The sequence below is a fragment of the Steroidobacter gossypii genome, from assembly GCF_016801985.1.
GTDB classification, from domain to species: Bacteria; Pseudomonadota; Gammaproteobacteria; order Steroidobacterales; family Steroidobacteraceae; genus Steroidobacter; species Steroidobacter gossypii.
The window spans coordinates 282,307-308,432 of sequence record NZ_JAEVLS010000003.1; the positions used below are offsets into that span (position 1 = coordinate 282,307).

The following is a 26,126-nucleotide window of genomic DNA, read 5'->3' on the forward strand; positions in this document are numbered from 1 at the left end:
AGTGCAGGAGATCTTCATGACTAGAACCAAATCCATCGCCACAGCCATCTTGCTACAAGTTGCGCTCTTGATGCTCTCGCCGGCGTTCGCCGCCGAGCGCTGGAGCGAAGTCAAGGCGCACGAGTGGTACAACGCTCAGCCCTGGCTGGTGGGCGCCAACTACATCCCCGCCAACGCCATCAATCAGCTGGAGATGTGGCAGGCCGAGACGTTCGATCCGGCCACCATCGACAAGGAACTGGGCTGGGCGCGTCAGCTGGGCATGAACACCATGCGCGTCTACCTGCACAACCTGCTGTGGGAACAGGACGCCAAGGGTTTCAAGCAGCGCATCGAGAAGTTCCTGCAGATCGCGGCCCGTCACGGCATCAAGCCGATGTTCGTGCTGTTCGACAGCTGCTGGAATCCCGAAGTGAAACTGGGACCGCAGCATCCGCCGATCCCCGGCGTGCACAACTCCGGTTGGGTGCAGGCGCCCGGCCGTGCGCGTCTCGAAGACGCCTCGGGCTATCCGAAGCTGGAACAGTATGTGAAGGGCGTCGTCGGCGCGTTCGCCAAGGACTCGCGCATCCTCGCGTGGGACGTGTGGAACGAGCCCGACAACGACGGCGGCGGCAACTACAAGAAACATCAGGGCAAGCAGGGCTATGTCGAGAAGCTGCTGCCGCAGGTGTTCGACTGGGCCCGTTCGCAGAATCCCACGCAGCCTCTGACCAGCGGCGTGTGGCATCACGATGACTGGTCTTCGCTCGACAAGCTGAACGCCATCGAGAAGATTCAGATCACCCAGTCGGACGTGATTTCGTTCCACGACTATAGCTGGCCGGAAGTGTTCGAGCGCCGCGTGAAGCAGCTGCAGGGCTATGGCCGTCCGTTGCTGTGCACGGAATACATGGCGCGCGGCAATGGCTCGACGTTCGACAACACGCTGCCGCTCGGCAAGAAGCACAACGTGGCCATGTTCAACTGGGGCTTCGTCGACGGTAAGACCCAGACGCGCTTCCCCTGGGATTCCTGGAAGAAGCCATACACGTTGGAAGAGCCCATCCTGTGGTTCCACGACATCCTGCGTGCCGACGGCACGCCGTATCGCAAGGCCGAGACCGACCTGATCAAGCAGCTCACCAGTGAGCCGCGCAACAAGTCGGCGACGCAATAAAGGCTCGAGCGGGTGACAAGGCCAAGGACGGCTTCGGTCGCCATGACATTCATTTCACATCGAACATTCTATTGAGTCGGGGGCATTTCCATGAAGACGGTAAGCAACATCCTGCGCTGGTCGGCCGCGTTGGCGTTGGGTTCTACGAGCGCGGTCCACGCGCAATCCGAGCCGGCTCAATCCACAGCCGAGACCGGCGCGGTGGAGGAGGTCGTGGTCGTCGGCTTGCGGGCCAGTCTCGAAGCGGCAGCCGAGATCAAGCGCAGCGCCGATCAGGTGGTCGACTCCATCGTCGCCGACGATATCGGCAAGTTTCCTGACAACACCACCGCGGCCGCGCTTCAGCGCGTGCCTGGCGTGCAGGTGACGGTCAATGACAACAACGAGATCGCCAATCCCATCATCCGCGGCATCCCGGACATTCTCACCACCCTCGACGGGCGCGAGATTTTCACCGGCGTGGGCCGCGGCTTCGCCTTCCAGGATCTGCCGGCCGAGGCGCTGGCGGGGGCGGATGTTTTCAAATCCAACACCGCCAACCTGATCGAAGGCGGCGTGGCTGGCGTGATCAATCTGCGGCTGCACAAGCCGTTCGATTTCGAGCCGGGCTGGAGCGGTGCGCTCAACACGCGGGGCATCTATGGCGACAACGTTGACAAATTCAGCGGCACCATCGGCGGTCTGATCAGCAATCGCTGGCAGGCGGGCGACGGCGAAATGGGCGCGCTGCTCAATGTTTCCTATTCGGACATCAACTTCGATCGGCCCGTATCGTTCAACTGCGATCCGCGCTCGGGCACCAATGGCCCGCCGGGCGCAGCCGGCGTGATCCTGCCGACCTGCGTCGGCGGCTTGAATCAGTACGGCGACTACCAGCGTCCTCAGGTCAACGCGGCGTTCCAGTGGCGGCCGACCGATGCGCTGGAGGTGTATGCGGACGGCATCTACACCGAGTACGAGTCGCGCTGGGAGTCGGACTTCATCTTCTCGGATATCTTCGCCGCGCAGAATGTCACCAACGTCAACGCGACGGATCGTTGCGCCGCCTACGACGTGACCGATGCCGGCTTCGGCGGCGGCGACACCCGCCAGGATCTGTGCATCGGCCAATCGGCCCGCTTCAACAACGTCCCGGTCATGACCAGCACCCAGGCGCGCGACAGCGGCACCGATCAATATCTGTTCGCCACCGGCCTGCGCTGGAACTCCGGCGCCTGGCACCTGGACGGCGATCTTTCCTATCAGCGCTCGCACACCGAGAATCGCATCATCATCGTCGACATCGGCAAACAGGCGAGCGCCGTCGATGTCACCATCAATGCCGGCAAGCACGGCACCACCAACATGGTCGGCAATCCGCTCGGTGACGCCAACGGCTTCCTGTTCGCCAACAGCCTGTTCCAGGATCTGAACGACGCGGTCGGCACGCAGTTCGCATTCGCCGGCAACGGCGCGTACGACCTCGACGGCTGGCTGAGCCAGCTCCAGTTCGGTGTGCGGTACGCCGATCGCGACTCGGAGTTCCGTGCGTTCTCCGGCGGCCCGGCGGCGCCGGGCGGCAATCGCGCCACGCTGGTGAGCTCGGTCGGCCTGCCCGACAACTTCCTGGTGCGCTCGCGCTCGAGCATTTCCTATATCAACGGCGGGCAGCGCTGGATGACGCCGAATCGGGATTTCCTGCTCGACCAGACCGATGCGCTGCGAGCGATCTATGGCGCGCCGGCGGGCGATCCGGCATACACGCCCACGCGCAACTACGACGCCAACGAGAAGAACTATGCCGCGTATCTGCAGGGCAAGTATGAGTTCGACTTCGCCAACGGCATGTCGCTCGACGGTCTGCTGGGCGGCCGTCTCACCCGGACCGATCGTGAGCTCTCGGGCACCGGACTGGTCACCGACGAAGGCACGGGCGAACAGGTGCTGACGCCGGTGAACAGCGACGTGAGCGATACTGACTTCCTGCCGAACTTCAGCGCGCGACTGCGCATCACGCCCGATCTGCAGCTACGCTTCACGGCCGCTCGCACGCTCGCGCGACCGGCGTTCGAGGATCTCAATCCGGGTCTTACGTACGAGGTGCCGATCAACGCCAACATCCGACCCAACGGCTTTGGCGGCAACTCGGATTTGAAGCCGCAGCAGTCAGACGCGGTCGATCTCACGCTCGAGTATTACTTTGCGCGCAGCAGCTACGTGTCCGCTGGCCTCTACTATCGCGACATCAAAGATCGAATCATCGACGCGATCGAGCCGGAGACCATCGACGGCATCACCTACAACATCACGCGTCCGCGCAACGTGGGCGGGGCCGAGTTGCAAGGCATCGAGATCGCGGGACAGACGTTCTTCGATTTCCTGCCAGGCTTCTGGAGCGGCTTCGGCGCGATGGCGAACTTCACGCTGGCGGACAGCGAAGTCACCACCAAGGGCGATCCGCTGGAGGGCAGGGAGCTGCAGGGCGTGTCGAAGTACAGCTACAACCTGGGTCTGCTGTACGAACAGTTCGGCATCACCGGCCGCCTGATCTACACGCATCGCTCTGAGTACACTGAGACGCTGCTGGCGGGTCTGCTATCGCCCGTGGGCAGCGGCCCGCAGTTCAACGGCGTGCGTGACAACGGTCGGCTGGATCTGTCGCTCGGCTATGACGTGACCGACAACGTGACGGTGAGCGTTGACGGCACCAACCTTACGCAAGCGAAGTACTACAGCTTCTTCGGCACCGAAGCATTCCCGCACGACGTGCGAGATGACGAGCGCACCTTCGGTGTGAGCTTGCGCGCGAGGTTCTAAGACGTTGGGCGGCGGCGGACGGGATGTTCGTCGCTTGCCTTCTGCCGCCGGGACGAAGTTATTTGCGCTTCGTCCTGGCGGGCTTCGCTTCGCGCTCGTTGGTGTCGATCAGCTCGAGCACGTCGCTGACGATCTTCTTCATCGCAGCTCGCGCCTTGTCCGGCTGTCGCTTGGCGATGGCCTGTTCGACCGCGGCGTGGTCCGGGATGCTTGCCGAATGTCCCTTGATGCGGTTGGTGAACTGGATGGAGCTGCGCAACGCCGTTCCCACCACGTCCTGGAACTGCGCGAAGAACGGATTCTTCGAGCCTTTCAATACGGCGACGTGAAACGCGATGTCGGCTTCCAGGATGTGATCGGCGCCGTTTTCGGCCGCTTTCATGCGCTCGAGCCCCGCCTTGATGGCGGCAAGCTCGCTCTCATCCGCCAGCGTGGCAGCGAGCGCCGCCGCTTCGGGCTCGATGGCGATGCGCAGCTGGTTGAATTGTACGAGTAGATCCAAAGAAAACTTGCGATTCAACAGCCAGCGCAGCACGTCGGTATCGAACAGGTTCCACGACGAGCGCGGCTCGACGATGGTTCCCTGGCGCGGGCGCGCGCTGACCAGACCCTTCGCCGTCAGCATCTTCACCGCTTCACGCGTCACCGAGCGGCTCACGCCGTGTTGTTTCGCGAGCTCGGCCTCGGTGGGGAAGGAGCCGTTGTCATACTGGCCCATGACGATTGCGCGGCCGAGTGCATCGAGCAGGCCATGCGTGAGGTTTCTGCCCAGATTGGGCCGCTGTCCCGCGGCAGTGGTATCGATCACGGCGACGACTGACTTCCCTTGATTCGTCATATAAATCGACATTACCACATCCCGCGTTTGTGACGCACGATGAGATACGGGCGCCGCGAGGGCGCCCGTCACTCGTCGCGATGGATTCGAAACGATCAGCGGTGACGCGCGCCTTGGGCGGTGGCGGTCTTGGATCCGCGCGCGGCGATGTTCGCTTGCGGCGTCTGTTCTTCACGTGAACCGTCGGTATACGTCGGACCCTGACGATTCTGGCCCGGCCGCGGCTTGCCTTCGAGCGGCGGCAGGGCTTTGGCGCGCTCCAGATCGATCCCGGCGGCCTTGGCGACTCGCGTGCCGTAGTCCTGATCGCAATGCCAGAAGTGCCAGACCATACGGAGTTGGATGGGCTCCGGGCACTGTTTCAGATCGTTGCCGAGGTTGTTGATCAGGTCGTTGCGCTCCCACTCCTCGAAGGTGCGATAGCGCTCGCCCGCTTGTTTGTAATCGTCGGCGGTCTTGGTGGTCTGATAACGGCCCAGGTGACCTTCCACATATTGGTGATAGTCGGGCGGGGTGCGCGGCGCTTCGCGCAGGCCGCCCATTGAGCTGGGTTCATAGTTCACATGCGGATTCTCGCCGCCGCCATCGACGGCGTACGCCATCTGACCGTCGCGCTGATTGGTGGTGGCAGGCTGCGCCGGCGCGTTCACCGGCAACTGCAGATAGTTGGGCCCCACGCGATAGCGCTGCGTGTCCGAGTAGGAGAGCGTGCGACCCTGCAGCATCTTGTCGTCTGAAAAATCGATGCCGTCGACCAGCACGCCGGTGCCAAACGCGGATTGCTCGGTCTCCGCGAACACATTGGCGGGATTGCGGTCGAGCACCAGGCGGCCCACCGGCAACAACGGGAACTGATCTTCCGGCCAGCGCTTGGTGTCATCCAGCGGATCGAAGTCGAGCTCCGGATGTTCGCCGTCCGCCATGATCTGCACGCACATTTCCCATTCCGGAAATTCGCCACGATCGATGGCGTCGTAGAGGTCGCGCGTCGCATGGCCTACGTCGCGCGCCTGGATCTCGGCCGCCTGTTCGCTGGTGAGGTTCTTGACGCCCAGCTTGGGCTCGAACGAGAACTTGCACAGCACGGCTTCGCCGCGCTCGTTCACCAGCTTGTATGTATTCACGCTCGAACCTTCCATCTGCCGATAGTTCGCTGGAATGCCCCATGGGCTCTTGACCCACGTGACCATGTGCAGCGCCTCCGGATGCAGCGACACGAAGTCGTAGAAGCGCCACGGCTCCTGGCGATTGGAGACTGGATCGGGCTTGAATGCGTGGATCATGTCCGGGAATTTGATGGCGTCGCGAATGAAAAAGATCTTGAGGTTGTTGCCGACCAGGTCCCAGTTGCCATCCACGGTTTTGAATTTGATTGCGAAGCCGCGCGGGTCACGCGCGGTCTCGGGAGAGTCCTTCGCGCCGATCACCGTGGAGAAGCGAACGAACACCGGCGTGCGAACGCCGGTCTGCGTCAGCACCTTCGCACGCGTGTACTTCGAGGCCGGCTCCTTGCCAATCTTGCCGTAGGCTTCGAAATAACCATGCGCGCCCGTGCCGCGGGCATGCACCACACGTTCGGGAATGCGCTCGCGATCGAAGTGGGTGATTTTCTCGATGAACTGATAGTTTTCCAGCGTGGCGGGGCCGCGCTCGCCGACCGACCTGAGGCTCTGATTGTCGGTGACGGGATGACCTTGCCGGGTCGTGAGAATGCGGCGATCTTCGCTCATGGCGGGGACTCCGGGTGTCAGCAGTGCGGAATCGCACGGGACGACGTAACCCGCGCCTTGCGATGAGTGTTCCTGTAGGCCGGTCCGCATTGGCCGCAGCACTGAGCAATGAGGTACGCTGACTGCCTAGTACGGGTAGGTGAAGATGACAGCGCACGAAAACCAGGACGACGACGAGCCGCGGGAGTACAGCTCGCCTGCCTGTTCGATGCACGAGTTCGATCTGGCCGGCGAACGCCGTAACGCCCGGATCGATGCGGCTTCCCGGATCATCGCTGCTACGCCGGCGGCGCTGTATCGTGCTCACATGGACCCGCAAGCGTTGATCTCATGGCTGCCGCCGGAGGGAATGAAAGGGCGCATCGAGCAGTTCGAGCCGCGGGTTGGCGGCACCTATCGGATGGTGCTGACATACGAGCAGTCTGGTCAGGGCGCTTTGGGCAAGACCACGGATCGTTCGGATGTGGTCGCTGGACGGTTCGTGGAACTGGCACAGGATCGACGCATCGTTCAAGTTGTCGAGTTCGAGTCCGACGATCCCGCCTTCGCCGGCGAGATGCGGATCACCTGGACGTTCACGCCGGTAGCCACAGGCACGCACGTCATGGTTCGTTGTGAGCACGCGCCGCCCGGAATTCGGGCGGAGGATCATCAGGCGGGCCTTGCGTCGTCGCTGGGGAATCTGGCGCGCTACTGCGAGTGATCGATCGCATATTGGACGCCCATGAACGATTGCCGAACACGGATTTTCGCGCTGTCAGATGTTCATGTCGACTACGAGGTGAATGCACGTTGGGTGCAGAGCCTGTCGCGCGAGGACTATCGCCACGATCTACTGATCCTGGCGGGTGACATCACTCACAGGCTGCCGGAGCTCGCCTCGTGTTTGAGCGCCTTCGCCGAGCGCTTCGCCAAAGTGCTGTTCGTGCCGGGCAATCACGAATTATGGGTGGCCGGCGACCGATCTGAGCGCACCTCGCTGCAGAAATACGCCGACGTGGTCGCGGTCGCCGAGCAGAGCGGCGTGTGCATGCGACCGTACCTGCATGGCAACGTCCTGATCGCGCCGCTGCTCGGCTGGTACGACTACTCATTCGGCCAGCCCAGCGACGAGCTGCGCCATCTCTGGACCGACTTCCACGCCTGCCGCTGGCCGGCGGGATTTCAGCCAGAGGACGTCGCCGCACACTTCACCAGATTGAATAACACGCTCTCTGTGCAGGGCGCGGCGCGGGTCATCACCTTTTCACACTTCCTGCCTCGTATCGATCTGTTGCCGAGCTACGTTTCGAGCAGCCATCGTGTGCTGGACCCAGTGCTGGGCAGCTCTCGCCTGGAGCGGCAGCTGCGCGCGCTGGGATCGAGCATGCACGTATATGGCCACAGCCATATCAATCGCCGCATCGAGCTGGACGGTGTAACGTACATCAACAACGCCTTCGGCTACCCCGGCGAGGAGCGTATCGCCGCGCGCGGGCTTCTTTGTATCGACGAGCTATGACACAGCCTTCACGGATCCCATTGGCCGCCAGCGAACGGCACATTGATGTGTGGCTGGCGTATTACAACGAGATTTCCGATCCCAGCCTGCACGCCGCCTATCGCGCGCTGTTGACCGAAGAGGAGCGCGGCAAGGAGTTTCGTTTCTATTTTCCCGATGACCAGCGGCGCTATCTGGTCACGCGCGCGATGGTTCGCACTGTTCTGTCTCGCTACCTTCCCTCTGTCGAGCCTCGATCCTGGCGATTTTCCAACAACAGCTACGGTCGACCGGAGATCTGCAACTTCAGCAGCGCCGAATGCGGCCTGCGCTTCAATATCTCTCACACGCGTGGTCTCATCGCTCTCGGCGTCACGCATCGGCGCGAGCTGGGCGTGGACGTCGAGAACGTTCGAACTCGCGAAGTCTCCTTGGACATCGCCGATCGCTTCTTCGCCGCCCCGGAAGTCGCGGAGCTCGCGACGGTGCCCAAGGAGCGGCAGCAGGATCGATTCTTCGAGTACTGGACCTTCAAGGAGTCTTACATCAAGGCTCGCGGCATGGGCCTGTCGATTCCGTTGGGACAGTTCAGTTTCCATTACCCGCATGAACGCGGCGTGCACATCGCGATCGATCCTCAGCTCGGCGACGATGCCAGTCGCTGGGGGTTCTGGCAGTACCGGCCGACGGCGGAATATCTGCTCGCCGTGTGCGCCGAGCGTCGCGAAGGGCCGGGGCCTTCGCTGACGCTTCGGCGGGTGGTGCCGATGGTGGGGGAGGAGGTGGTGGACGCGGAGGTGCTGAAGAGCTCGGAATGCCGCGAGCTCTGACTAACGCCCGAACTTGGTAAATACATCGATCAGTGCAACGACCGCCGGACCTACGGCCACCAGGAAGAACGACGGGAACAAACATAGCACCAGTGGAAAGATCATCTTGGTGCCGACCTTCGCCGCCTGTTCCTCGGCCGCCTGGGTACGCTTGTCACGGAATTCCTCGGAGTACACGCGCAAGGCCTCGGCAATGCTGGTGCCGAACCGCATGGTTTGCACCAGCAACGAGGTGAGACCTCGAATATCGTCGAGCCCGGTGCGGTCGGACATATTCTTCAATGCTTGGCCGCGCTCCACGCCGGCGCGCATTTCGGCGTTGACCAGCGCAAGCTCATCGGCGAGTGCCGGGTGACTCACGGCCAGTTCGTCCGCCACCCGTTGCAGTGCCGGTGCGAGGCCCAGGCCTGATTCGACGCACACCACCAACAGGTCCAGCGCATCAGGGAACCCTGCGCGCAGACCACGCTGACGTTTGGCAACCTGCCTTTCCAGCCAGATGGAGCAAGCTAGCCAGCCGAGGTAACCGGCAACGGCGGCATACAGCATCAACTGATTGGTGGTCAGCGTAGGAAGCAGTGGCGAACAGACCAGCACCAGAACGGGCAAGATGAGCGCCAGCAACGCTTTGACGCCAAAGTACAACGTCCGCGCATTGGCAGAGCGATAACCTGCATGCAGCAGCATATTGTCTATGCGCAGGCGGTCGCGCTCCGATCGAGGTGTGGCGAGATTAGCAAGACCACTCAGACTGTCAGCGATGCTTGCCGTGGTGGACGGCCGTTCGTTTCCGCCGGAGCGAAGTTGTCCGAGGCGTCGCCGCACCGGATCGAGCAGACCGACAACAAACGCAGACAATCCCATGCTCAACGCGAAGGCAGCCGCTGCCGCGAGCAAGATGAGTAGGATGCCGGAGCTGCCGTCATCGCCTAGGAAATCCTGCAGAATAACCAGCACTGAGTCCACGGCGACCTCCTCACACCTCGATGCGTACCAGCTGACGAATCCACAGCACGCCGATCGTGCCCAGCACGACCGCGCCGCCTATGAGCGTCGAGCCCATTGGATGCCCAGTGAGTCGTCCTACATAGTCCGGATACAACAGCCACAGCACCCCGAACAGAACGAGAGGAGTCATCGAGAGAATCCAGCCCGATAAACGCCCTTCGGCGGATAGCGTTTTGACGCGTCGCTGAAAGCGAAACCGACCGCGAATCACACTGCTGATCTTCGCCAGGTTCTCGGCGAGATTGCCGCCAGTCTCACGCTGCACCATCACCGCCGTGATCAAAGCAGTCACGGAGACGCTCGGCACCCGCTGCAGCAAGCCAAACAACGCACGCCGTGGATCGTTTCCATAGCTGAGATCCGCGAACGTCGTTTCGAACTCGCGCGAGATGGGCTCCTCCATGTCTTCCGCAACCAGCTTCAGACACTGGCCGAAAGGATGTCCTGCCTTGAGTGCACGCTGGATCATGTCGATGGCGTCAGGCATCTGCTCCTCGAAGCGCATGAATCGCTTTGCTCGCGCGCGTAGCACTTGGAAGTAGGGCAGGGCAAGACCCACCACGGCGCCTGCGATTGCGACCGGCCACCATCGCGACATGATCCACGCCGCGATGGCGACACCCACTGACAACCCGAACGAAAACAGGACGAGCCGGTACGCGGGAGTCTGGCGGCCTGCCTGCTCGAGGATGTGCGCTAGTCGTCCCATACCGGGCAGGGCTTCGAGGGTGCGCTCGAAACTGGACAAATCTCGCAGATATTTCTCACGCAGCAGTGAGTTGAATTCCAGACCGCCGGTGGCTTCGGCGAGCCGTTGCAGTCGCGCCTGGATGCGCTTGTTCATCTTGCGCGAGTCACTGAAGACTGGGACCACCGTCCCCTGCAGCAACAGCACGACGGTGAAGAACACCAGCAATGCGAACAGCCAGATGCCGTTGGACATAGAACTATCTCCGCGGCGGATGCGAGCCCACATCGGCTCGGAAGGTTTCGATGGGCAGTTCTATGCCACGAGCGTGCACCTCACGCAGGAAAGCGGGCACGATACCCGTCGGCTTCAGCTCACCGAGCACATTGCCTTGAGCATCGACGCCCTGGCGCACGAAAACGAACAACTCGGTAGAGGTGACGATATCGCCTTCCATGCCATTGATCTCTTGCAAGCTCACGACCCGGCGCTTGCCGTCTTCCATGCGCTCCACCTGAATAACGATGTCGATGGCCGAAGCAATTTGCGCACGCAGCGCCTTGGTTGGGAAGTTGATGCCGGTCATGGACACCATGTTCTCGATCCGGCCGAGCGCGTCCCGAGGAGTGTTGGCGTGGATCGTGGTCAACGAGCCATCGTGACCGGTGTTCATCGCCTGCAGCATATCCAGAGCTTCGCCGCCACGGACTTCGCCCAGCACGATGCGGTCCGGTCGCATACGCAGACTGTTTCTTACCAGATCCCGCTGAGTGACGGCGCCGCGCCCTTCGATGTTGGCGGGGCGAGTCTCCAAACGCACCACGTGCGGCTGTTGCAACTGCAGTTCGGCGGAGTCCTCGATGGTGACGATGCGGTCGGTATCCGGGATAAAGCCGGACATCAGATTCAACAATGTGGTCTTGCCCGCGCCTGTGCCGCCCGAAACTACCACGTTCAGTCGAGCATTCACGATTGCGCTCATCACCTGCGCGATCGCCGGCGTCAGGCTGCCAAGCTGAATCAGGTCGGCGATGCTCAGCAGCTCGACTGCGAAACGCCGGATCGACAGTATCGGACCGTCGATGGCGAGTGGCGGAATGATCGCATTCACACGCGATCCATCCTTTAGCCGCGCATCCACCATGGGAGAGGACTCGTCGATGCGACGTCCCACCGCCGACACGATGCGATCGATGATGTTCAGCAGATGAGCATCGTTGCTGAAAGTGATGTTGGTCAGCTCCAGCTTGCCGCGCCGCTCGACGTACACTTGCCGCGCGCCGTTGACCAGAATGTCCGAAACCGACTTATCGGCCAGCAGCGGCTCTAGCGGCCCCAGCCCGAGGACTTCATCTTCGATGCGCCGGATGATCCGTTGCCGCGAAGCGATGCTGAGCGGCGCGCGTTCCTCTGCGATGAGGTTCTCGCATACATCGCGGATCTGTCGCCTGGCGTCTTTATCGTCGGCGCCCGCGAGCAACGATAGATCCAGCACCTTCAAAAGACGCTGATAGGTGATCTCTTTCCATTCGCGCTCGGCGGGCGAAAGTGGCCGCATGCGATCGTCTGCGGCGTCGGCGGCCTCTTCGCTCACGAGACCGGGACGCTTCGCGAGCAGTACGGTCAGATCCGCGTTCATCGGGTTCTCCCAGGCAGCAAGCTAGAGAAGGTGCGCGCGATCACGCTGGAGCGCGCCTGAGCGGAGGTTCCGCCCAACCGGGTCTCCAAAGCCATCACCGCGCGCGTGATGGAGGCGTTGCCCGCGTAGTCGAGCAAAGCAGTACCGCTGTTGATGCACTCTGAGACCGTGCCGAAATCGTTCGGCACCAAGGCTGGCTTGCCGCAGCTCAGCGCCTTCTGAATGTCGTCGACGGCGACTGTCGCGCTCTTCTCGAAGCGATTGATGACCACGCACAATTGATCCTTGGCGACACCGACCTCCGAGCGTAGCCATTGCACCAAGCGAGTGGCGTCGCGCACGGCGGTGACGGACTGCTGCAAGACCAGCACGATCTGATGAGCGCGTTGCATGACTGCGGTAGTGACGGCACCAACGCTTCTGGGCGTGTCGACCACGACGTGCTCGTGACCGCGCAGAGCCACGTTGAGCAGCTGATTGACGGCGGCCGGAGAAATGTTGCTGGCTGCGAGCGGCTCATCGGTCGCATGGCTCAAAACATTCAAGCCCGAGGCGTGCTTGGCGAAATACCCTTCGAGCGCGAGCTCGTCGAGCCCCGCCAGATTGTCCAGCGCCTGTTCGATGCCACGCTTCGGATAAAGGTCCAGGTAAAGCGGCGCCGCACCGAATTGCAGATCGAGATCGAGCAGTGCGGTGCGTTGTTTCGAGCGCGCGGCGAGCACATGAGCCACATTGCACGCGAGCATGGTCGCGCCACAACCGCCTTTCGCGTTCATGAATACCGAGATCCTGCCCGCACCCGTGGTGGTCGGCCGGCGGCGCTCCTCCTGCATGCGCTGAATTGCTGGCAACAGATCGCTCTTCACCAGCGCGTCAGGCAGCAGGTCGCGAGCGCCGGCCTGCATTGCCAACCGCATGACATTCATATCGGCAGCCGGACCGATGACGATCAACGCGGGCCGGTGTCCGGCAGGTAGAGCGGCGATCGCCTCGAGTTCTTCTCGCCACAGCCGACTCAGGTGCAGCACCACCAGCTCGGGCAGCGGATCGACTCCATGCAGCGGGTTGACGTGGCCGTTGTCATTGAGTTGCCGGGCCGGAGCGAGATCTGCCGCGTGCAGGATTTGCTCGAGGTGATCGAGCACCTCCTTTCGGCGGGACACGAGCAGAATGTTGAGCGGGTGAGTCATGCCTATACCGCCGCGCACGGCAGGAATGCCTGTTGAGTAGGGGAGTAGCCGAGGCTCTCGATGGGCAATGTCGCGCTGAAAGGTGGCATCAAGAAGCTGGGCATCGCGAACGGAATCAGCAATTGTTGCGTATAGTCCACGATGCTCACCTGTACGTAGCGAATGGATGAATAATTCGCGCCGGGATCTGCGAGCGTCGCGCCGGACTGGTCGAGATAGGAAACAAGGACGTTGGCAGTAGTGAGGTCCGGCGCGATGTCGCTGACGCCGTCGCCATCGGCGAAGATCGCGACCTGGGCCGGCCGGCTGTCTCCGACCGGACATATCGCCGCCACCCGTGCGCCGCGCCGGGTGCCTTCTACCAAGGCGTTGGCTACGAACAGCGCTCTACCGAACTCGATCACGGCGAACAGCACTATGAACAACACGGCACCGACGATCGCGAATTCGACGGTGGTGATGCCTCGCTCATGGTTTCGCATCACAGGGCCCTCATCAAGACGCTCGCTGGCAGCGTCAGCGTCAGATCGATCGGCGCGCCCAAACCGAATGTTGGTAGCGTCGCTCCCACGACGGGAGCGTAGGTGTAGGTTGCAGCCACCCGCACGAATCCATTGCCTACGTCCGTGACAGTTACGTTGTCGACACTCAATCCTGGTAGCAATGGCGCGCCTGTGCCCAGGCGATTGCCGGTAACGACCAGATTACGGGTGTCGTCGCGCACCGCCGGAGTGATGTTGACGACTCGCGTCGTGCCAACAGCTGCGTTGGTTGCCGCGTAACGCGCGCCGTCGCGCACCGCCTTCATCAGGGTGTTGTATTGGAACAGTACTCTGCCGATTTCGGCAGTCGCCAGCATCAGCAATAACAGCCCTGGGATGCAGATGGCGAACTCGACCATGGCGAGCCCACGTTCGGAGCGGCAACCCCGCGTGCGGAGGTGCGCGTTCATGAGTCGTTACTCGCTGGATCGTCATAGAGTTGAATGATGTGTGGGCCGGTGCCTGCGACAGGATTCGGTCCTGGGGTGCCGGTCACGGCGCAGTCCGAGACGAACTGGCCGTATACGAACGAATCGTTGCCTTGCTGTTCCGCCGGTTGCAGCAGGAAGAAACATGCGAATCCCAGCAGTGGCACCGAGCCCTGCCCGTTGACTGTGCCGTCGCAGTTGCCGACCGGCACCGCCAGCACCCGCCGCTCGAATGCGCCGATCCCGCCTTCGTTGATGGGCTGGTAATCGTACGTTCCGGGATTCCGGAGATCGTTCATGTAGTCCTGGTAGTTATAGAGCACGTCGATGTTGGACGGGGTGATCAGCAGGTTCCCCTGGTAGACGTCGTAGCCCGTCCCATTCTGGACGGCGCGCAATGCCGGCGTCTGAGCGTCGACGATGACATCGGGCGGATAAGTGGCCTGCTGACCGTTCATCGGTCCGTTGTACTGGCCGAATCGCGTGTTGAGTCCTTGCGCGACCGGCCCCGCTTCGTTGCCGGTCTGCGTTTGGATCGTGCTGCCCCCGGTGAGGCACGCGCCATAGCTGCCAGCCATGTTCTCGCGCACGATCGCGGCGCCGGGACCGCCGAGCTGGATCAGTTGGAAATTGCCGGGGCCGACCGCGGACTGACCCCCGGGCGTCGATTTCTTCAGGACGACGGCTGAGTTCGGTGTATATCCGAAGTAGCCCGGGCCGCCCGCATTGCCACAGACCATCATGGGCGCGACGTTGCAAACGGTGCTGCCGACATTCAGCGTGCGCGGCCCGGCGACTGCAGCCGCTGCCACCGTCTTCTGGAAGATGCCGCCAGCGCGAACCAACCATGCAGGCATCACGAACCCGGTGGCCCGCACTCGAACGTATGGACCGTTGGCAGCGCCAGCCGCGAACGGTGGCAGCGTCTCCGAATATTCGATCGTGACCTGGATGCTGCCGTTACCGGCACCGTACGCATCGCCAAGCTCACCATTGCCGCTCGCCGATGCATTGTCACCGAAGGCCTGCAAAGCCTCGGCTGTGGCCAGCCCGGTATTGCCGGTGTCGTCCAGCGTCTTGGCCGCCGCGAGCGCCGCGGCGTCTACCGTGTTTTGCAAACGGGTCTTGTTGAGAAACACATGACCCATGTCGAGCGCCATCCCGGCGGTCAGGATCAGTGCTCCCATGGCGACCGCCATCAGGACGACGACGGCGCCTCGTTGCGAATGGCATGACTTGATGGGTTGCATGGCGTGCCTCGCGAGGACGGTCTTGCGTAGATTTATTGCTTGGAGCCAATCTCGAAAACCACCGGCTGCTTGACCTCAGCGATGCCTTTGGCGACATCCTGGCGATAGATTTCGAGCGCCTTCTCCAGGCGCGCGCCATCGGTGATGGCCGGTGCCAGGGCGGGTGGGTTGCTGGCTGCGGCCGGGTCGAGCGTTTGAGCTTGAACCATTTGTCGCACTGACTCGCCGAAATCGGCGTCGGCCAGCGGCGTGTCGGCGCAACCGCCGATCAGCAGTGTGGCGATGGCAAGCGCAGTCACATTGACGATGTTCATGTGTGATTCCTCGCGGGCATGCATGGGCGCGTTCATTTGCTGTCCGAGCTGCCAGATGGAGCGGCCGCTTTGGGTTTGCCTTCGATCTTGCCGCCGAGGAAGAAGGCGGCAGCGCCCGGATCGCCAATGGCGTCGGTGGGCAGCTTGATGTCGGCAGGCTTGATCGGTTTGGCCAGCTTGGGCGTGACCAGGATCACCAGTTCGCTTTCACCTTTCTGAAAGCTCTGGCTGCGAAACAGATGACCGAGAATGGGCACGTCGCCGAGGCCGGGGAACTTGTTCACGGCCGAGCGCATGTTTTCGTTCATCAGGCCGGCGATGCCGATCGTCTGACCGTCACTCAGCTCGACGGTCGATGCGGCGCGACGCTCGGTCAGCGAAGGGATCGTGAACACGGCGGAAGTGCCGATGGGTTGCAGCGAGACCGAGTTGGCGTTGGACAGCTCGCTGACGCTGACATTGAGCTTGAGGTTGATCCGCTGCGGATCGAGGATCAGCGGCTGGAACGACAGCTTCACGCCGAAGTCCTTGAACTCGATGCTGATCTGACCGTTCTCCTGGGACACCGGAATCGGAAAGCTGCCACCGGAAAGGAACTGCGCATCCTGGCCCGACAACGTTGTGAGGGTCGGCTCGGCGAGAATTTTTGCCAGGCCGCGCGTCTGATATGCGTCTAGCACCACGTTGGCGAGGAAGTCGCTACTGAGGAAACTGCCGAATAGGCCGGTGCTGGTGACGATCTGCTCGTTGGGTGCGAACTCATCGAACACCGGTCCGATCGGATTGCCGTTGGCGTTGGCGCCGTCGCCGAAGACCGGAACGCGCACGTTGCCCGGTTGAAACAAAACATCCGGGAAGGTGGCGCCGCCGTTGACGCCGCCGGTCACCCACTTGCCGGTGTTTTGCAGAAAATGTGCCTGCGCGTTGAGATTGCGGATCGCCTCGCGATTCACTTCCGCGACTCTCACTTGCAGCATCACCTGGTGCGCGCCGCCGACCGTCATGAGGTTGATGACTTCGCCCGCTTTCTTGTCGGGCTCGCCCATGCCGCCGGTCTCTGTTTTGAACATGATCTTTTCCTTGGCCGTGGCGGTTTGTTCCAGGTAGCCCTTGGCGACCTGCAGCGCGGCGTCCATCTTGGCGGTGCTGGAAACCTGGCCGGACAGCACGATGTTTCGCTGGGCGCTCCATATTTCGACGTTCTCGCCGGGCAGCACGGTCATGATCTGCTTCTTCAAGTTGTCCAGGTCATGCGTGACGGTGATGTTGAGCGCGCTGACCAGCCGATCGTCGCGATCCCACAGCATCACGTTGGTCGCACCGAGATCCTTGCCGAGTACGTACAGCGCGTCGTCGCCGATCAACAGCACGTCGGCTATGTCGGGGTTACCAATGGATACGCGCTTCACCGCCGCTGGCAGCTCCACGACGCGGCTTTTGAAGATGGGTACCGAGAAAGTCGTGCTACGCGTCGCGCGAATGACCTGATCCGGTGCTTCCTGTGCCGGTGCGAAGGACGATGTGATCACGCTCGCCAATCCAATCATCAGTGCACACATATTCGCTATCGGGCTCGACGTCGGGCTCTTGTGACGCATGTTGATTCCGTTACGGATTCCGTGTGGCAAAGGGAGTAGGGAAGCAGTGGAGTTGCTAGTTGGTGGGGAACGTTTCAGGAGCTCTTCTCGGCGGTGTCGACGAGAGTGCCGCGAATGATCGTGACACTTGGGGGCCGCGGCGGCGTGCGCGCGGGTTTCACGACGGGCCGGGGCGGTGGCGGCTCGGCCGCCAGCTGCGGGCGAAACTCATCGGTGGGGTTGCGTAGAGTGAGTTGGATACGTCCTTCCTCACGAGCGCGCACCAGGACCTCCGCTTCCTGCGGTGTCATCTCTAACGTGACGGCGCGCACCACCACAGGCTCGCTTTTGTCCTGGGTCGAGGTCTGATCGACTGCGAGCACATGGATGTTCATCAAGATGGTCTCGGTGGTGGCGCGATCGTTGACCTTGCGCGCGGCGACCACATCGACACGATTGCCGGGCAGCAGGAAGCCGGCCACACCGACGACATCATCGACACGCACCGTCACCGCACGCATGTCGGGCTTTATGAGCGCGGCGAGCGTGCTTCCTGCTCCACCTTTGGTGAATCGCTCTTTCAGCAGGACTTCGCCGGCGAGCACCTTCTGGGCCGCGATCAGGCCTTCCACTTCTTTTATGTTGCCGAAGTTGTTGCCCAGCGACGTGCCGGTAGGGACCGTGATCACGTTCAGATGCCGGCCCTCGATGACGGTGCCATAGGGAATTTCCATCGCGGCGACCACAACCGTCGCGCCGGCGTCCGGCGTCTGGGTGACACGCGCACGCTGCTCGACCCAGTTTTTCGCGGACCAAGCCGCCGCGGCGCCGAACACCAGCGACAGCATCACCATCATCAAGCCTCGACGCTTCATCTTTGCCATCTCCGCGGTTCTGCCAGGCTCAGTCGCGACCTGGCGTGGTTACGAAATAGTTGTCCCACGCCCAGTGCAGCGCTTCGGCCGTCAGGCGGTCACGCATGTCCAGGTACACGTTGCGGTCCAGCGCCATGCCGATCAGATCTCGTGGGTGACAGGGCAGCAGGGGCGTGCCGGTCGGCGTGTAGAGCGCATCGATCATGTGTTGGCAGAGCGCCGGATCGTAATGAACGCCGTGGGTTTCACAGACCCGCTGCCACACCAGATGGAACTGTTTGGCGTCCAGCGGGTGGAATCCGATCTTGTACCCGATGCGTCGCAGGAATGCGTCGTCGACCAGGTCGCTCGGCCGCAGATTCGTGGAGAACACCAGGATCACGTCGAACGGCGTGCGGAAGTGCTGTCCGGTGTTCATGCTCAGATAATCGATGCCTTCTTCCATCGGCAGAATCCAGCGGTTCAGCACGATGTTCGGCGCGACACGCTGACGGCCAAGGTCATCGAGAATCAACATGCCGCCATTGGCTTTGACCTGCAGCGGCGCGCGGTACTGTCGCGTCGCGGGATCGAATTGCACTTCGAGCATGTCAGTGGTGAGCTCGCCGCCAGTAACCACCAGCGGGCGCCGGCACAACACATAGCGCGGATCGTGCCCTCGAGTGAGCATCACCACGGGTGAGTAGTCTTGAAACTGACGGTGGACGCTGGAATCGAAGATGCGCACGACGGTATCGCCGATGGCGATGGCGTGCGGAATCAGGCAGGTGTCATCGAACAGCCGTGCCAGGCGCTGGCTGATATAAGTCTTGCCCGTGCCGGGCGCGCCGTAGACAAAGATCGCCTTGCCTGAATTCATCGCAGGGCCCAGCCGGTCCAGCATCGCTGGATCGAGCACAGTGTCTGAAAAGGCGGCACTCATGCGCGCCCGAGTCACGCGCCGGCTGCGAACCGATTGCATCCGTACGGTTTCGACATAGCGCTCGAGGGGCACGGGGGCGGGGCCGACGTAGCCACTGACCATCAACGAGGCCATTGCGCTGCCACGACCTCTCTCGGTGAGAACGTAGCCGAGACCGGGGGTGTCACCTTGCTGCGCACGAACCTCGATGCGGCCTTCTTTACGTAGGAAGCCGAGCAGTTCCTCCAGCAGCCGCCCGGAGAGGGCGCTACGAATGACGAGCTCGCGCATGCTGAGTACGCCGCCCTCGAACAGATGCTTCTCCAGCAGATCGCACAGAAATGCTAGCGGCAGCCCCGTGGCCGCAAGCGTCTGCGGCCGCGGCGCGATCTGCGCTGGATCGAAGCTCGGCGCGTGTGGCTGTGGCGCTTGATATGTTGGTGTCGACATGAGTTTCTGCCTTCCTGGATCGGTGTCTCATCGAGTAGTGATCAGTAGCGCGACAGCAGTGCCGCACGCGATGGCCACGCCATATGGGAAGCGGAGGGATGTAGCGTCGCGGGTCCGGCGCGAGTTGCGCATGCTGACGACGGGCGCCAGTAACAGGCCGAACAACCGATGCATGGTGGCCCTGGCGTGCGTTGGCTTGAATAGAAGCACGCAGAGTCCGAGGACCGTGCCGGCCATCAATGTCATCCCGACTGCGAGCAGCGTGTGCTCGAGTCCCAGGAAAATGCCGACCGTGGCCATGGCCTTCACATCGCCGGCGCCGAAAGCTCGCAGCACATAGAAAGGTAGAAACATGGCGAAGCCCACTGCGGCGCCGCCCAGGGCGGTAAGCAATCCGTCTTCGCCATGCAGCCACAGCTGTGAGCTCAGACCGAAGATGGCTGCGGTCGCACACAGGAGGTTCGGAATGCGGTGCGTGCGCCAGTCGATGATCGCGACCGCCAGGACGAAGGTGATCAGAGCGGCGTGCATTTGGTCGAAGGGCGCGAGCATCGGAGATCCCTGCTGGTGGGCCATGCGGAGAGCACCTGGTGGGGCGCCCTCCGCATCGGCGGTTAACCGGTGACCGCGGCGATCAGTTCGTTGATGCGGGCGAGAACTGCGCCACCGAGCGCCTCGAACGCCCCCGCGACCGCCACGGTGATCAAACCACCAGCCACGGCGTACTCAACGATGGTCAACCCTTCCTCTTCGCGAATGAAATTCAAAACCGCCTGCTTCAGACTGTTCATTTGTTGACTCCTCAATTTCAACTCACCCGATATGGGCCGGGTGCTGACCCTTTCTTCCCCGCCGTCCGCGGTGGAGCGAACTTTCCCGGAATTGCGACGCGCGAGGCGCGCATGTTCTTGCGGAAGGGCAGGACGTTTTTGCGGGTGTGGCGGCGAGGTGTGTTCGGATTCACACCGCACTACGTGGTCGCCACAGTTATGCAACTAAGGGGAATGCGGAATTAATGTGTCCCAGACGCTGGCGAAGAGAACAAGGTGATGGGAGTCACTAAGGAACATTTCTCGCCGGCGTAGTCTCGGAATCAGCTGAATTGCAGCGTTTGCGTGGGAGCCTGCGGGTCATGCTGCTTTGGGTCGATATGTGTTGCGGTGCGCGCGTTGCGGCATCGTTGGCGGAGTTTTCGCGCATTTGCGAGGTCCGGGCGACGGATCAAAAGCATTTGTGGGCGGCGTTGTCGCTGGCGACTCCCGCCGATGTCATCTGTTTCGACTTCGAGCACCCGGACATGGGCTGCCTCAAGTTCGTCACCGACACCAAGGCCAGGTTTCCGTCGGTGCCCATTATTATGTTGCTCTCCCAACAGTCGGCCGACGTAGTGCTATGGGCGCTGCGCACCCGAATCTTCGATGTGCTGCTCAAACCTTTGACGGCACGCGACGTGTTGCGCTGTGTGCAACGCCTGTCGCCGGTGCTCGAGGCGCGGCGGACGCAGGGGACGCGCTCCAATGCGACCGGCGCGGAGGCAATTCCAGATGAGGCTCGCTATCACGCCAAACGCAATACCCGAGGCAAGCTGGACGGTGTGCTGGGTTATATAGAAAAGAACTATGCGCAGCCGATCAGCGAGCAGGAGGTGGCGCGTGATTACGGCATGTCGCCCTTCGAGTTCAGCAGGGCATTTCGCGCCGCGTACGGCATCACTTTCCGAGACCATCTGAGCGATTGCCGGTTGCTCCAGTCGAAGCGGTTGCTCGGCATTCCGCAGGTGTCCGTCAGCGACGTGGCTGCCATGGCGGGATTCAACGATCCTTCATATTTCGCTCGGTTGTTTCGCAAACGAACTGGCCTGTCGCCGAGCGCCTACCGCGCTTCGGTGCTGACGGCGCAGAAGGCGCCGCAAGGTTCCGGGTTGATGGAAGCCGGTACCGAAGCCACCGGCTGAAGCGTTCAATCGCGCGGTGTGGCGAACCCGGACGCTCTTCCGTGAGCGTCCGAGCGAATGATTCAAGTTAGCGTTGCGGCAGATGTCGGCCCAGGAAGTCCAGCATCAGCGCGGCGATTCGATCGCCCTGGTCTTCCAGCGCGAAATGTCCGGTGTCGAGCAGATGTAACTCCGCCTGCGGCAGATCGCGCAGATAGGCCCGGGCGCCTTCGGCGGGGAAGATCTTGTCGTTACGTCCCCAGACGATCAGGGTCGGCGGCTGCCGCTCACGAAAGAATCGCTGGAACTGTGGATACAGGGCGACATTGGTTCGGTAGTCATAGAACAGATCCAGCTGCACCTCCACGTTGCCGGGCCGATTCATCAACGCATCGTCGATGAGCCAGGTGGTGGGATCGACCCGCGTGGGGTCCTTCACGCCATCCAGATATTGCTCGCGGATCGCAGCCAGGGTGGTGGCGGCGCGCAGGACTTCGCGGTCGGCTTTCGAGCCGCTAGCCCAGTACGCTTTGATCGGATCCCAGAATTCTTTCAACCCTTCGGTGTAGGCATTGCCGTTCTGAGTGATCAGCGCCGTGACGCGCTCGGGATGTTTGAGCGCCAGTCGGAATCCAACCGGGGCGCCATAGTCCATCACATACAGCGCGTATTTATCGGCGCGCAGTTCGGTGAGCAGCTTGTCCATCAGGTCCGCGTAGTGCGCGAAGGTGTACTCGAACTGGTTGCGCGGTGGGAATGCACTGTGACCGAACCCGGGATAGTCCGGCGCAATGACGCGATATTTGGTCGCGAGCGCAGGAATCAGGTTGCGGTACATGTTCGAGGAGGTCGGAAAGCCGTGAAGCAGCACGACGGTCGGTGCATTGGAGGCACCGGCTTCTCGATAGAACACGTCGACGCCGTCGATCTGTTTGGTGTGGTACCGGACGGCGGATCGATCGGAGGTAACAACCGGTTGAGCGCCCGGACGGTCGGCGTTTGCCGGCGTGACGGTCGCGATCACCAGGGCAGCGGCCGCAAGATGTTTCAGTGGAAGTCGTTTGAGCAGGTTCATAGCGAGTCTCTTGGGTTGGGTGGAAGAGGGTGTAACCAGAATGGATTCGCTTTACAAGTTACGTGGCCCCTCGTAACTTGTCAACACGGGATTTAATGGTTACGATGGGTCCCTGTTGACGAGGTGCCCATGCAACCCCAGTTCATTGGCAGTCACCCGGCCGCCGATCTCCTGAATACCGCCTTCGAGCCGCAAGGCCAGCACGTCGAGATCATCGGCGACGGCAAGGCGCTGCTCGAATGGCTGCAGGTTTCCGGCCTGCTCGATGCTGAGCAAATTGCGCGGCTGTCGCGGAAGCTCGGTGCGAAAGGACTGGATGCCGCGGCTGCAGAGGTCAGGAAGCTGCGAGAATGGGCGCGCGCCTGGCTGATGCGCTGGCGTAGCGCGCCGGGGCGCGACTACAGCGCTGAGATTGCGACGTTGAACAAAACGCTCGCCAACCTGAGCGTGCGGCATGAAGTGACGCGGACCAAGGAGGGGCTGGAACGGGTCGCGAACTACCAGATCGATACGGTGGAAGAACTGTTAGCGTTGTTGGCCTCGCAGGTCGCCGATCTGGTCACGGAGGAAGACCCGAGCTTGCTCAAGTCATGCGCCGGCGACGGCTGCACCTTGTGGTTCCTCGATCGAACCAAAGCGCATCGACGCCTGTTCTGTAGCGCCGCCGGCTGCGGCAACCGAGCCAAAGTCGCCGCATTCCGAGAGCGCCAGCGCGAGGGCTGATACTGATTCGCGCTCAATGACAAAGCGTTCATCGCGCGAGCTCGGCACCTCGACGAACGGTCGATACGCGATTGCATTCTTCATGGTCCGGGAGTATTCCTAACCGCACGCGCCGTCGTGACATGAATCACGGCGCGCGAAATCTACAGACCGTCGGCCGACGAGCCGAAGGTCACAACAGACGGGGGATATCTCATGACGACGGATCATCGTCGGAAAGCTGCTATTGCCGGTCGGAGTCGGTGGCGGATTTGCGTGCCACCGGCAGTCGCGATGCTTGCGTTATGCGCTGCCGGAATCACTCACGCTCACAACGGTCGCGGGTGGGACAAGGATGATCGGGATCGTGATCACGGCAAGGGACACAGCTCGGTGGAGCTGAGCGTGGTTTCGAGTCCCGCGCAGTATGTTTCAGGCGGCGATGCTCGCATCGAAGTCCGTGTGCCGCCCGGACTGCAGAACAAAGTCGAGCTGTATCTGAATGGCCGGCGCGTGACAGCCAACCTCAAGCCCGTCAGCAGCAAAGGGCATCGGCTGCAGGGCGTGATCACCGGATTGGTTCGCGGCGAGAATCGGCTCGAAGCGTTGCTCAAAGGCCGTTGGGATCGGGACGCGCTCAGGCTGATCAATCATCCCATCACCGGCCCGATGTTCTCCGGCCCACAGCAACATCCCTTCGTGTGTACAACGACCCAAGGCGCGGTAGGTCGCCAGCCCATCGTGGAGAGCGCGACCCCGCCGGGCACGCGGGTCTTCGACGCGGCCGGCAACGTGATTGGATACAGTCGCGATTGTTCGATCGAAACCTTTGTCACTTATCTATATAGGACCACGGCGAACGCCTGGGCGCCCATGCCAGCCGATGGCAGCCGGCCCGCCGATCTTGCGCAGGTGACATTGCCGGACGGCCGCACGGTGGATTTCGTCGTGCGTCGTGAAGTCGGATCGATCAATCGGTTCCTTTATAGCTTCGCCATGCTGGCGCCGGCGAACGAGCAGCCGGGCAAGCTCGATCTGAGCCGCTGGAACGGCCGGTTGCTGTATTGGTTTCAGGGCGGCGTGGCCATCGGCCATACGCAGGGCACGGTGCACAGTGGCTCGCTGAACCCGGACATCCTGCGGCTCGGCTATGCGATTGCCCATTCCAGCGGCAACAACACCGGCACGCATTACAACCTGGCGGTGGCGGGCGAGACCATGATGATGACCAAGGAGCGTTTCATCGAGCGCTATGGCGTGCCGACCTACACGGTCGGTCTCGGCGGCTCTGGCGGCGCCATTCAACAGTACGTCATCGGTCAGAACCAGCCCGGCTTGCTGGATGCGCTGTTGCCCGTGCAGTCCTATCCCGACATGGTGACGCAGACCATTCACGTCGGCGATTGCGAGCTGCTCGAGCACTACATGGATGCGACCGATCGCGCCAACCCCAAATGGCGCGTCACTAAGAATCGCAGCTGGCTGGTCGGCTTCAATGCCGAGGAGGGCTTCGACGATGTGAACGATCCTTTGGCGCAGCTGAAGGTGGCGCTCGGCTACAGCACCGCGCTTGGCACGACCGAGTGTGTGCCGGCCTGGCGCGGCCTGTCGCCGCTCGCCATGAACCCATGGTATGGCCAGGCGCCGAATCAGCAGAACTACGAGCCGCAGTCTGCCATCGCGGCGATTCGCTGGACGCACTGGGACGATCTGCGGAACATCTACGGCGTCGATGAGACCGGCGCGGCGCGTCCGACGTGGGACAACGTGGGCGTGCAGTACGGATTGCGTTCCTTGCAGGAGAGCAAGATCACGTTCGAAGAGTTTCTGAATCTGAACTGGCACGTCGGCGGTTGGAAACAACCGAATGAAATGGTGCAGGAGGGATTCCCCTTCCTGGGCACTTCGCCGGAGGAGATCAACAAGGCGCTGACGGTACCGGGCTACTTCGATCCGTGGAGTCGGCGCAATATGAATCTCAGCACCGATCCGGCCAAGCCTGCGCCGCGCACCGAGGCCGATCTCAGACCGATTCGCAATGCCTACACCTCGGGCATGGTGTTTCAGGGGCAGCTCGATCGGCCGACCATCGATCATCGCCAATACATGGAACGCGAGCTCGACATGCACAACGTGCATCAGAGCTTCGCTGTACGTCAGCGTGTGCTGGAACGCATGGGCAACAGCGACATGCTGGTGATCTGGTTCACCGACACCATGCCGGGCCTGCCGAAGGCGAGCCAGTCCATGGATGCAATCCTGGTCATGGAAGAGTGGATGAGAAACATCCAGAAGAATCCGCACAAAGGGATTCGACGCAATCGTCCGGCGCGCGCCGTCGACAGCTGCTTCGATGTCAATGGTCAGCTGATCTATGCAGGCGACGATGCGTGGAACGGCATCCTCGATGACAAGCCCGCGGGTCCGTGCACGCAGCGCTTCCCGATCTACTCGACTTCAAGGATCGTGGCGGGCGCACCGATCGAGGGCGGCATCTATAAGTGCGCGCTGAAGCCGGTAGAAAAAGCGATCAAGGAAGGGTTGTATGCGCCGTGGACACCGACGGCGCAACAAGTGCAGAAGCTGAAGCAGATCTTCCCGAGTGGCGTCTGCGACTACAGCCGGCCGGATCAGGGACGGCCCCGCAAGCGGCATTGAGTTTCAGATTGTTTGCTCGAGGCCGGACGCGCATCGATGCAGTCGACCGTCCGGCCCGGAATC

The 26,126-nt window shown here is 62.0% G+C and carries 24 protein-coding genes; 8 read left to right on the plus strand and 16 right to left on the minus strand.

Features of this window, described 5'->3' with window-relative positions:
• Positions 1 to 16 precede the first annotated feature (16 nt).
• Complete coding sequence (locus JM946_RS15145) at positions 17 to 1,159, plus strand: endo-1,4-beta-xylanase (protein ID WP_203168135.1); 1,143 nt, start codon at positions 17 to 19, stop codon at positions 1,157 to 1,159.
• 90 nt (positions 1,160 to 1,249) lie between these two features.
• Positions 1,250 to 3,955: a TonB-dependent receptor gene (locus JM946_RS15150; RefSeq protein ID WP_203168136.1), complete on the plus strand. Its 2,706-nt coding sequence runs from the start codon at positions 1,250 to 1,252 to the stop codon at positions 3,953 to 3,955.
• A gap of 58 nt (positions 3,956 to 4,013) precedes the next feature.
• Here JM946_RS15150 and JM946_RS15155 read toward each other — a convergent pair whose 3' ends face one another.
• Positions 4,014 to 4,793, minus strand: a complete 780-nt coding sequence (locus JM946_RS15155) for a FadR/GntR family transcriptional regulator (RefSeq protein WP_407700560.1) — start codon at positions 4,791 to 4,793, stop codon at positions 4,014 to 4,016.
• 95 nt (positions 4,794 to 4,888) lie between these two features.
• On the minus strand, positions 4,889 to 6,523 hold the full coding sequence (locus tag JM946_RS15160) for a catalase (RefSeq protein WP_203168138.1): 1,635 nt from the start codon (positions 6,521 to 6,523) through the stop codon (positions 4,889 to 4,891).
• Between the two features lie 208 nt (positions 6,524 to 6,731).
• On the opposite strand from JM946_RS15160, the gene JM946_RS15165 reads away from it, so the two are divergent.
• From JM946_RS15165 to JM946_RS15175, 3 genes are read left to right on the plus strand one after another with little or no spacing between them, the layout of a single operon-like run.
• Positions 6,732 to 7,226 carry an SRPBCC domain-containing protein gene (locus tag JM946_RS15165; RefSeq protein WP_203168620.1) on the plus strand — a complete coding sequence of 165 codons (495 nt, stop codon included), beginning with the start codon at positions 6,732 to 6,734 and terminating at the stop codon, positions 7,224 to 7,226.
• A gap of 21 nt (positions 7,227 to 7,247) precedes the next feature.
• Entirely contained in the window at positions 7,248 to 8,024 is a 777-nt protein-coding gene (locus JM946_RS15170; RefSeq protein ID WP_203168139.1) for a metallophosphoesterase, read from the plus strand.
• Positions 8,021 to 8,833: a 4'-phosphopantetheinyl transferase family protein gene (locus tag JM946_RS15175; protein ID WP_203168140.1), complete on the plus strand. Its 813-nt coding sequence runs from the start codon at positions 8,021 to 8,023 to the stop codon at positions 8,831 to 8,833. The genes JM946_RS15170 and JM946_RS15175 overlap by 4 nt, the downstream gene beginning before the upstream one ends.
• Here JM946_RS15175 and JM946_RS31280 read toward each other — a convergent pair whose 3' ends face one another.
• The 13 genes from JM946_RS31280 to JM946_RS15240 all read right to left on the minus strand — a co-directional run bounded on the left by JM946_RS31280 (position 8,834) and on the right by JM946_RS15240 (position 20,486).
• The gene (locus JM946_RS31280; protein ID WP_203168141.1) at positions 8,834 to 9,799 is read right to left on the minus strand and encodes a type II secretion system F family protein; all 966 of its coding nucleotides are present in this window, start codon (positions 9,797 to 9,799) and stop codon (positions 8,834 to 8,836) included.
• 10 nt (positions 9,800 to 9,809) lie between these two features.
• The gene (locus tag JM946_RS15185) at positions 9,810 to 10,784 is read right to left on the minus strand and encodes a type II secretion system F family protein (RefSeq protein ID WP_203168142.1); all 975 of its coding nucleotides are present in this window, start codon (positions 10,782 to 10,784) and stop codon (positions 9,810 to 9,812) included.
• A 4-nt stretch (positions 10,785 to 10,788) separates the two neighbouring features.
• On the minus strand, positions 10,789 to 12,087 hold the full coding sequence (locus tag JM946_RS15190; protein WP_407700561.1) for a CpaF family protein: 1,299 nt from the start codon (positions 12,085 to 12,087) through the stop codon (positions 10,789 to 10,791).
• A 77-nt stretch (positions 12,088 to 12,164) separates the two neighbouring features.
• Positions 12,165 to 13,358: an AAA family ATPase gene (locus JM946_RS15195; protein WP_203168144.1), complete on the minus strand. Its 1,194-nt coding sequence runs from the start codon at positions 13,356 to 13,358 to the stop codon at positions 12,165 to 12,167.
• Between the two features lie 2 nt (positions 13,359 to 13,360).
• Positions 13,361 to 13,840: a TadE/TadG family type IV pilus assembly protein gene (locus tag JM946_RS15200; RefSeq protein WP_203168145.1), complete on the minus strand. Its 480-nt coding sequence runs from the start codon at positions 13,838 to 13,840 to the stop codon at positions 13,361 to 13,363.
• Positions 13,840 to 14,310 (minus strand): TadE/TadG family type IV pilus assembly protein, encoded by a 471-nt coding sequence (locus JM946_RS15205; RefSeq protein WP_203168146.1) that lies wholly within the window; start codon positions 14,308 to 14,310, stop codon positions 13,840 to 13,842. The genes JM946_RS15200 and JM946_RS15205 overlap by 1 nt, the downstream gene beginning before the upstream one ends.
• Positions 14,307 to 15,578 (minus strand): Tad domain-containing protein, encoded by a 1,272-nt coding sequence (locus JM946_RS15210; protein WP_203168147.1) that lies wholly within the window; start codon positions 15,576 to 15,578, stop codon positions 14,307 to 14,309. Before JM946_RS15210 ends, JM946_RS15205 begins: the two co-directional genes overlap by 4 nt.
• A gap of 32 nt (positions 15,579 to 15,610) precedes the next feature.
• On the minus strand, positions 15,611 to 15,892 hold the full coding sequence (locus JM946_RS15215; RefSeq protein ID WP_203168148.1) for a hypothetical protein: 282 nt from the start codon (positions 15,890 to 15,892) through the stop codon (positions 15,611 to 15,613).
• A 32-nt stretch (positions 15,893 to 15,924) separates the two neighbouring features.
• Positions 15,925 to 17,490, minus strand: coding sequence for a type II and III secretion system protein family protein (locus tag JM946_RS15220; protein WP_218042884.1), 1,566 nt, complete (start codon positions 17,488 to 17,490; stop codon positions 15,925 to 15,927).
• 74 nt (positions 17,491 to 17,564) lie between these two features.
• On the minus strand, positions 17,565 to 18,344 hold the full coding sequence (gene cpaB / locus JM946_RS15225; RefSeq protein ID WP_203168150.1) for a Flp pilus assembly protein CpaB: 780 nt from the start codon (positions 18,342 to 18,344) through the stop codon (positions 17,565 to 17,567).
• 28 nt (positions 18,345 to 18,372) lie between these two features.
• Entirely contained in the window at positions 18,373 to 19,695 is a 1,323-nt protein-coding gene (locus JM946_RS15230) for a P-loop NTPase family protein (protein ID WP_203168151.1), read from the minus strand.
• Between the two features lie 27 nt (positions 19,696 to 19,722).
• Entirely contained in the window at positions 19,723 to 20,247 is a 525-nt protein-coding gene (locus JM946_RS15235) for an A24 family peptidase (RefSeq protein WP_218042886.1), read from the minus strand.
• Positions 20,248 to 20,309: 62 nt separating this feature from the next.
• Entirely contained in the window at positions 20,310 to 20,486 is a 177-nt protein-coding gene (locus JM946_RS15240) for a Flp family type IVb pilin (RefSeq protein WP_203168153.1), read from the minus strand.
• Positions 20,487 to 20,827: 341 nt separating this feature from the next.
• Here JM946_RS15240 and JM946_RS15245 point away from each other — a divergent pair, with 341 nt between their 5' ends.
• Positions 20,828 to 21,649, plus strand: a complete 822-nt coding sequence (locus JM946_RS15245) for a helix-turn-helix domain-containing protein (RefSeq protein ID WP_203168154.1) — start codon at positions 20,828 to 20,830, stop codon at positions 21,647 to 21,649.
• A gap of 67 nt (positions 21,650 to 21,716) precedes the next feature.
• Here the strand turns inward: JM946_RS15245 and JM946_RS15250 are convergent, their stop codons facing one another.
• A complete protein-coding gene (locus tag JM946_RS15250) occupies positions 21,717 to 22,703 on the minus strand; it encodes an alpha/beta fold hydrolase (RefSeq protein ID WP_203168155.1) in 987 nt (328 codons plus the stop codon).
• Between the two features lie 129 nt (positions 22,704 to 22,832).
• Between JM946_RS15250 and JM946_RS15255 the strand changes: the two genes are divergently transcribed.
• On the plus strand, positions 22,833 to 23,426 hold the full coding sequence (locus JM946_RS15255) for a CGNR zinc finger domain-containing protein (protein WP_203168156.1): 594 nt from the start codon (positions 22,833 to 22,835) through the stop codon (positions 23,424 to 23,426).
• Between the two features lie 384 nt (positions 23,427 to 23,810).
• Positions 23,811 to 26,063 (plus strand): DUF6351 family protein, encoded by a 2,253-nt coding sequence (locus JM946_RS15260; RefSeq protein ID WP_203168157.1) that lies wholly within the window; start codon positions 23,811 to 23,813, stop codon positions 26,061 to 26,063.
• Positions 26,064 to 26,126 lie beyond the last annotated feature (63 nt).

Coding starts and splice junctions, on each gene's coding strand:
- JM946_RS15245 (WP_203168154.1), top strand. CDS start 20,828: ATGCTGCTTTGGGTCGATATGTGTTGCGGTGCGCGCGTTGCGGCATCG.
- JM946_RS15165 (WP_203168620.1), top strand. CDS start 6,732: ATGCACGAGTTCGATCTGGCCGGCGAACGCCGTAACGCCCGGATCGAT.
- JM946_RS15160 (WP_203168138.1), bottom strand. CDS start 6,523: ATGAGCGAAGATCGCCGCATTCTCACGACCCGGCAAGGTCATCCCGTC.
- JM946_RS15190 (WP_407700561.1), bottom strand. CDS start 12,087: ATGCGGCCACTTTCGCCCGCCGAGCGCGAATGGAAAGAGATCACCTAT.
- JM946_RS15170 (WP_203168139.1), top strand. CDS start 7,248: ATGAACGATTGCCGAACACGGATTTTCGCGCTGTCAGATGTTCATGTC.
- cpaB (WP_203168150.1), bottom strand. CDS start 18,344: ATGAAGCGTCGAGGCTTGATGATGGTGATGCTGTCGCTGGTGTTCGGC.
- JM946_RS15195 (WP_203168144.1), bottom strand. CDS start 13,358: ATGACTCACCCGCTCAACATTCTGCTCGTGTCCCGCCGAAAGGAGGTG.
- JM946_RS15200 (WP_203168145.1), bottom strand. CDS start 13,840: ATGCGAAACCATGAGCGAGGCATCACCACCGTCGAATTCGCGATCGTC.
- JM946_RS15240 (WP_203168153.1), bottom strand. CDS start 20,486: ATGAACAGTCTGAAGCAGGCGGTTTTGAATTTCATTCGCGAAGAGGAA.
- JM946_RS15220 (WP_218042884.1), bottom strand. CDS start 17,490: ATGCGTCACAAGAGCCCGACGTCGAGCCCGATAGCGAATATGTGTGCA.
- JM946_RS15150 (WP_203168136.1), top strand. CDS start 1,250: ATGAAGACGGTAAGCAACATCCTGCGCTGGTCGGCCGCGTTGGCGTTG.
- JM946_RS15205 (WP_203168146.1), bottom strand. CDS start 14,310: ATGAACGCGCACCTCCGCACGCGGGGTTGCCGCTCCGAACGTGGGCTC.
- JM946_RS15215 (WP_203168148.1), bottom strand. CDS start 15,892: ATGAACATCGTCAATGTGACTGCGCTTGCCATCGCCACACTGCTGATC.
- JM946_RS15155 (WP_407700560.1), bottom strand. CDS start 4,793: ATGACGAATCAAGGGAAGTCAGTCGTCGCCGTGATCGATACCACTGCC.
- JM946_RS15255 (WP_203168156.1), top strand. CDS start 22,833: ATGCAACCCCAGTTCATTGGCAGTCACCCGGCCGCCGATCTCCTGAAT.
- JM946_RS15250 (WP_203168155.1), bottom strand. CDS start 22,703: ATGAACCTGCTCAAACGACTTCCACTGAAACATCTTGCGGCCGCTGCC.
- JM946_RS15175 (WP_203168140.1), top strand. CDS start 8,021: ATGACACAGCCTTCACGGATCCCATTGGCCGCCAGCGAACGGCACATT.
- JM946_RS15145 (WP_203168135.1), top strand. CDS start 17: ATGACTAGAACCAAATCCATCGCCACAGCCATCTTGCTACAAGTTGCG.
- JM946_RS15235 (WP_218042886.1), bottom strand. CDS start 20,247: ATGCTCGCGCCCTTCGACCAAATGCACGCCGCTCTGATCACCTTCGTC.
- JM946_RS15230 (WP_203168151.1), bottom strand. CDS start 19,695: ATGTCGACACCAACATATCAAGCGCCACAGCCACACGCGCCGAGCTTC.
- JM946_RS15210 (WP_203168147.1), bottom strand. CDS start 15,578: ATGCAACCCATCAAGTCATGCCATTCGCAACGAGGCGCCGTCGTCGTC.
- JM946_RS15185 (WP_203168142.1), bottom strand. CDS start 10,784: ATGTCCAACGGCATCTGGCTGTTCGCATTGCTGGTGTTCTTCACCGTC.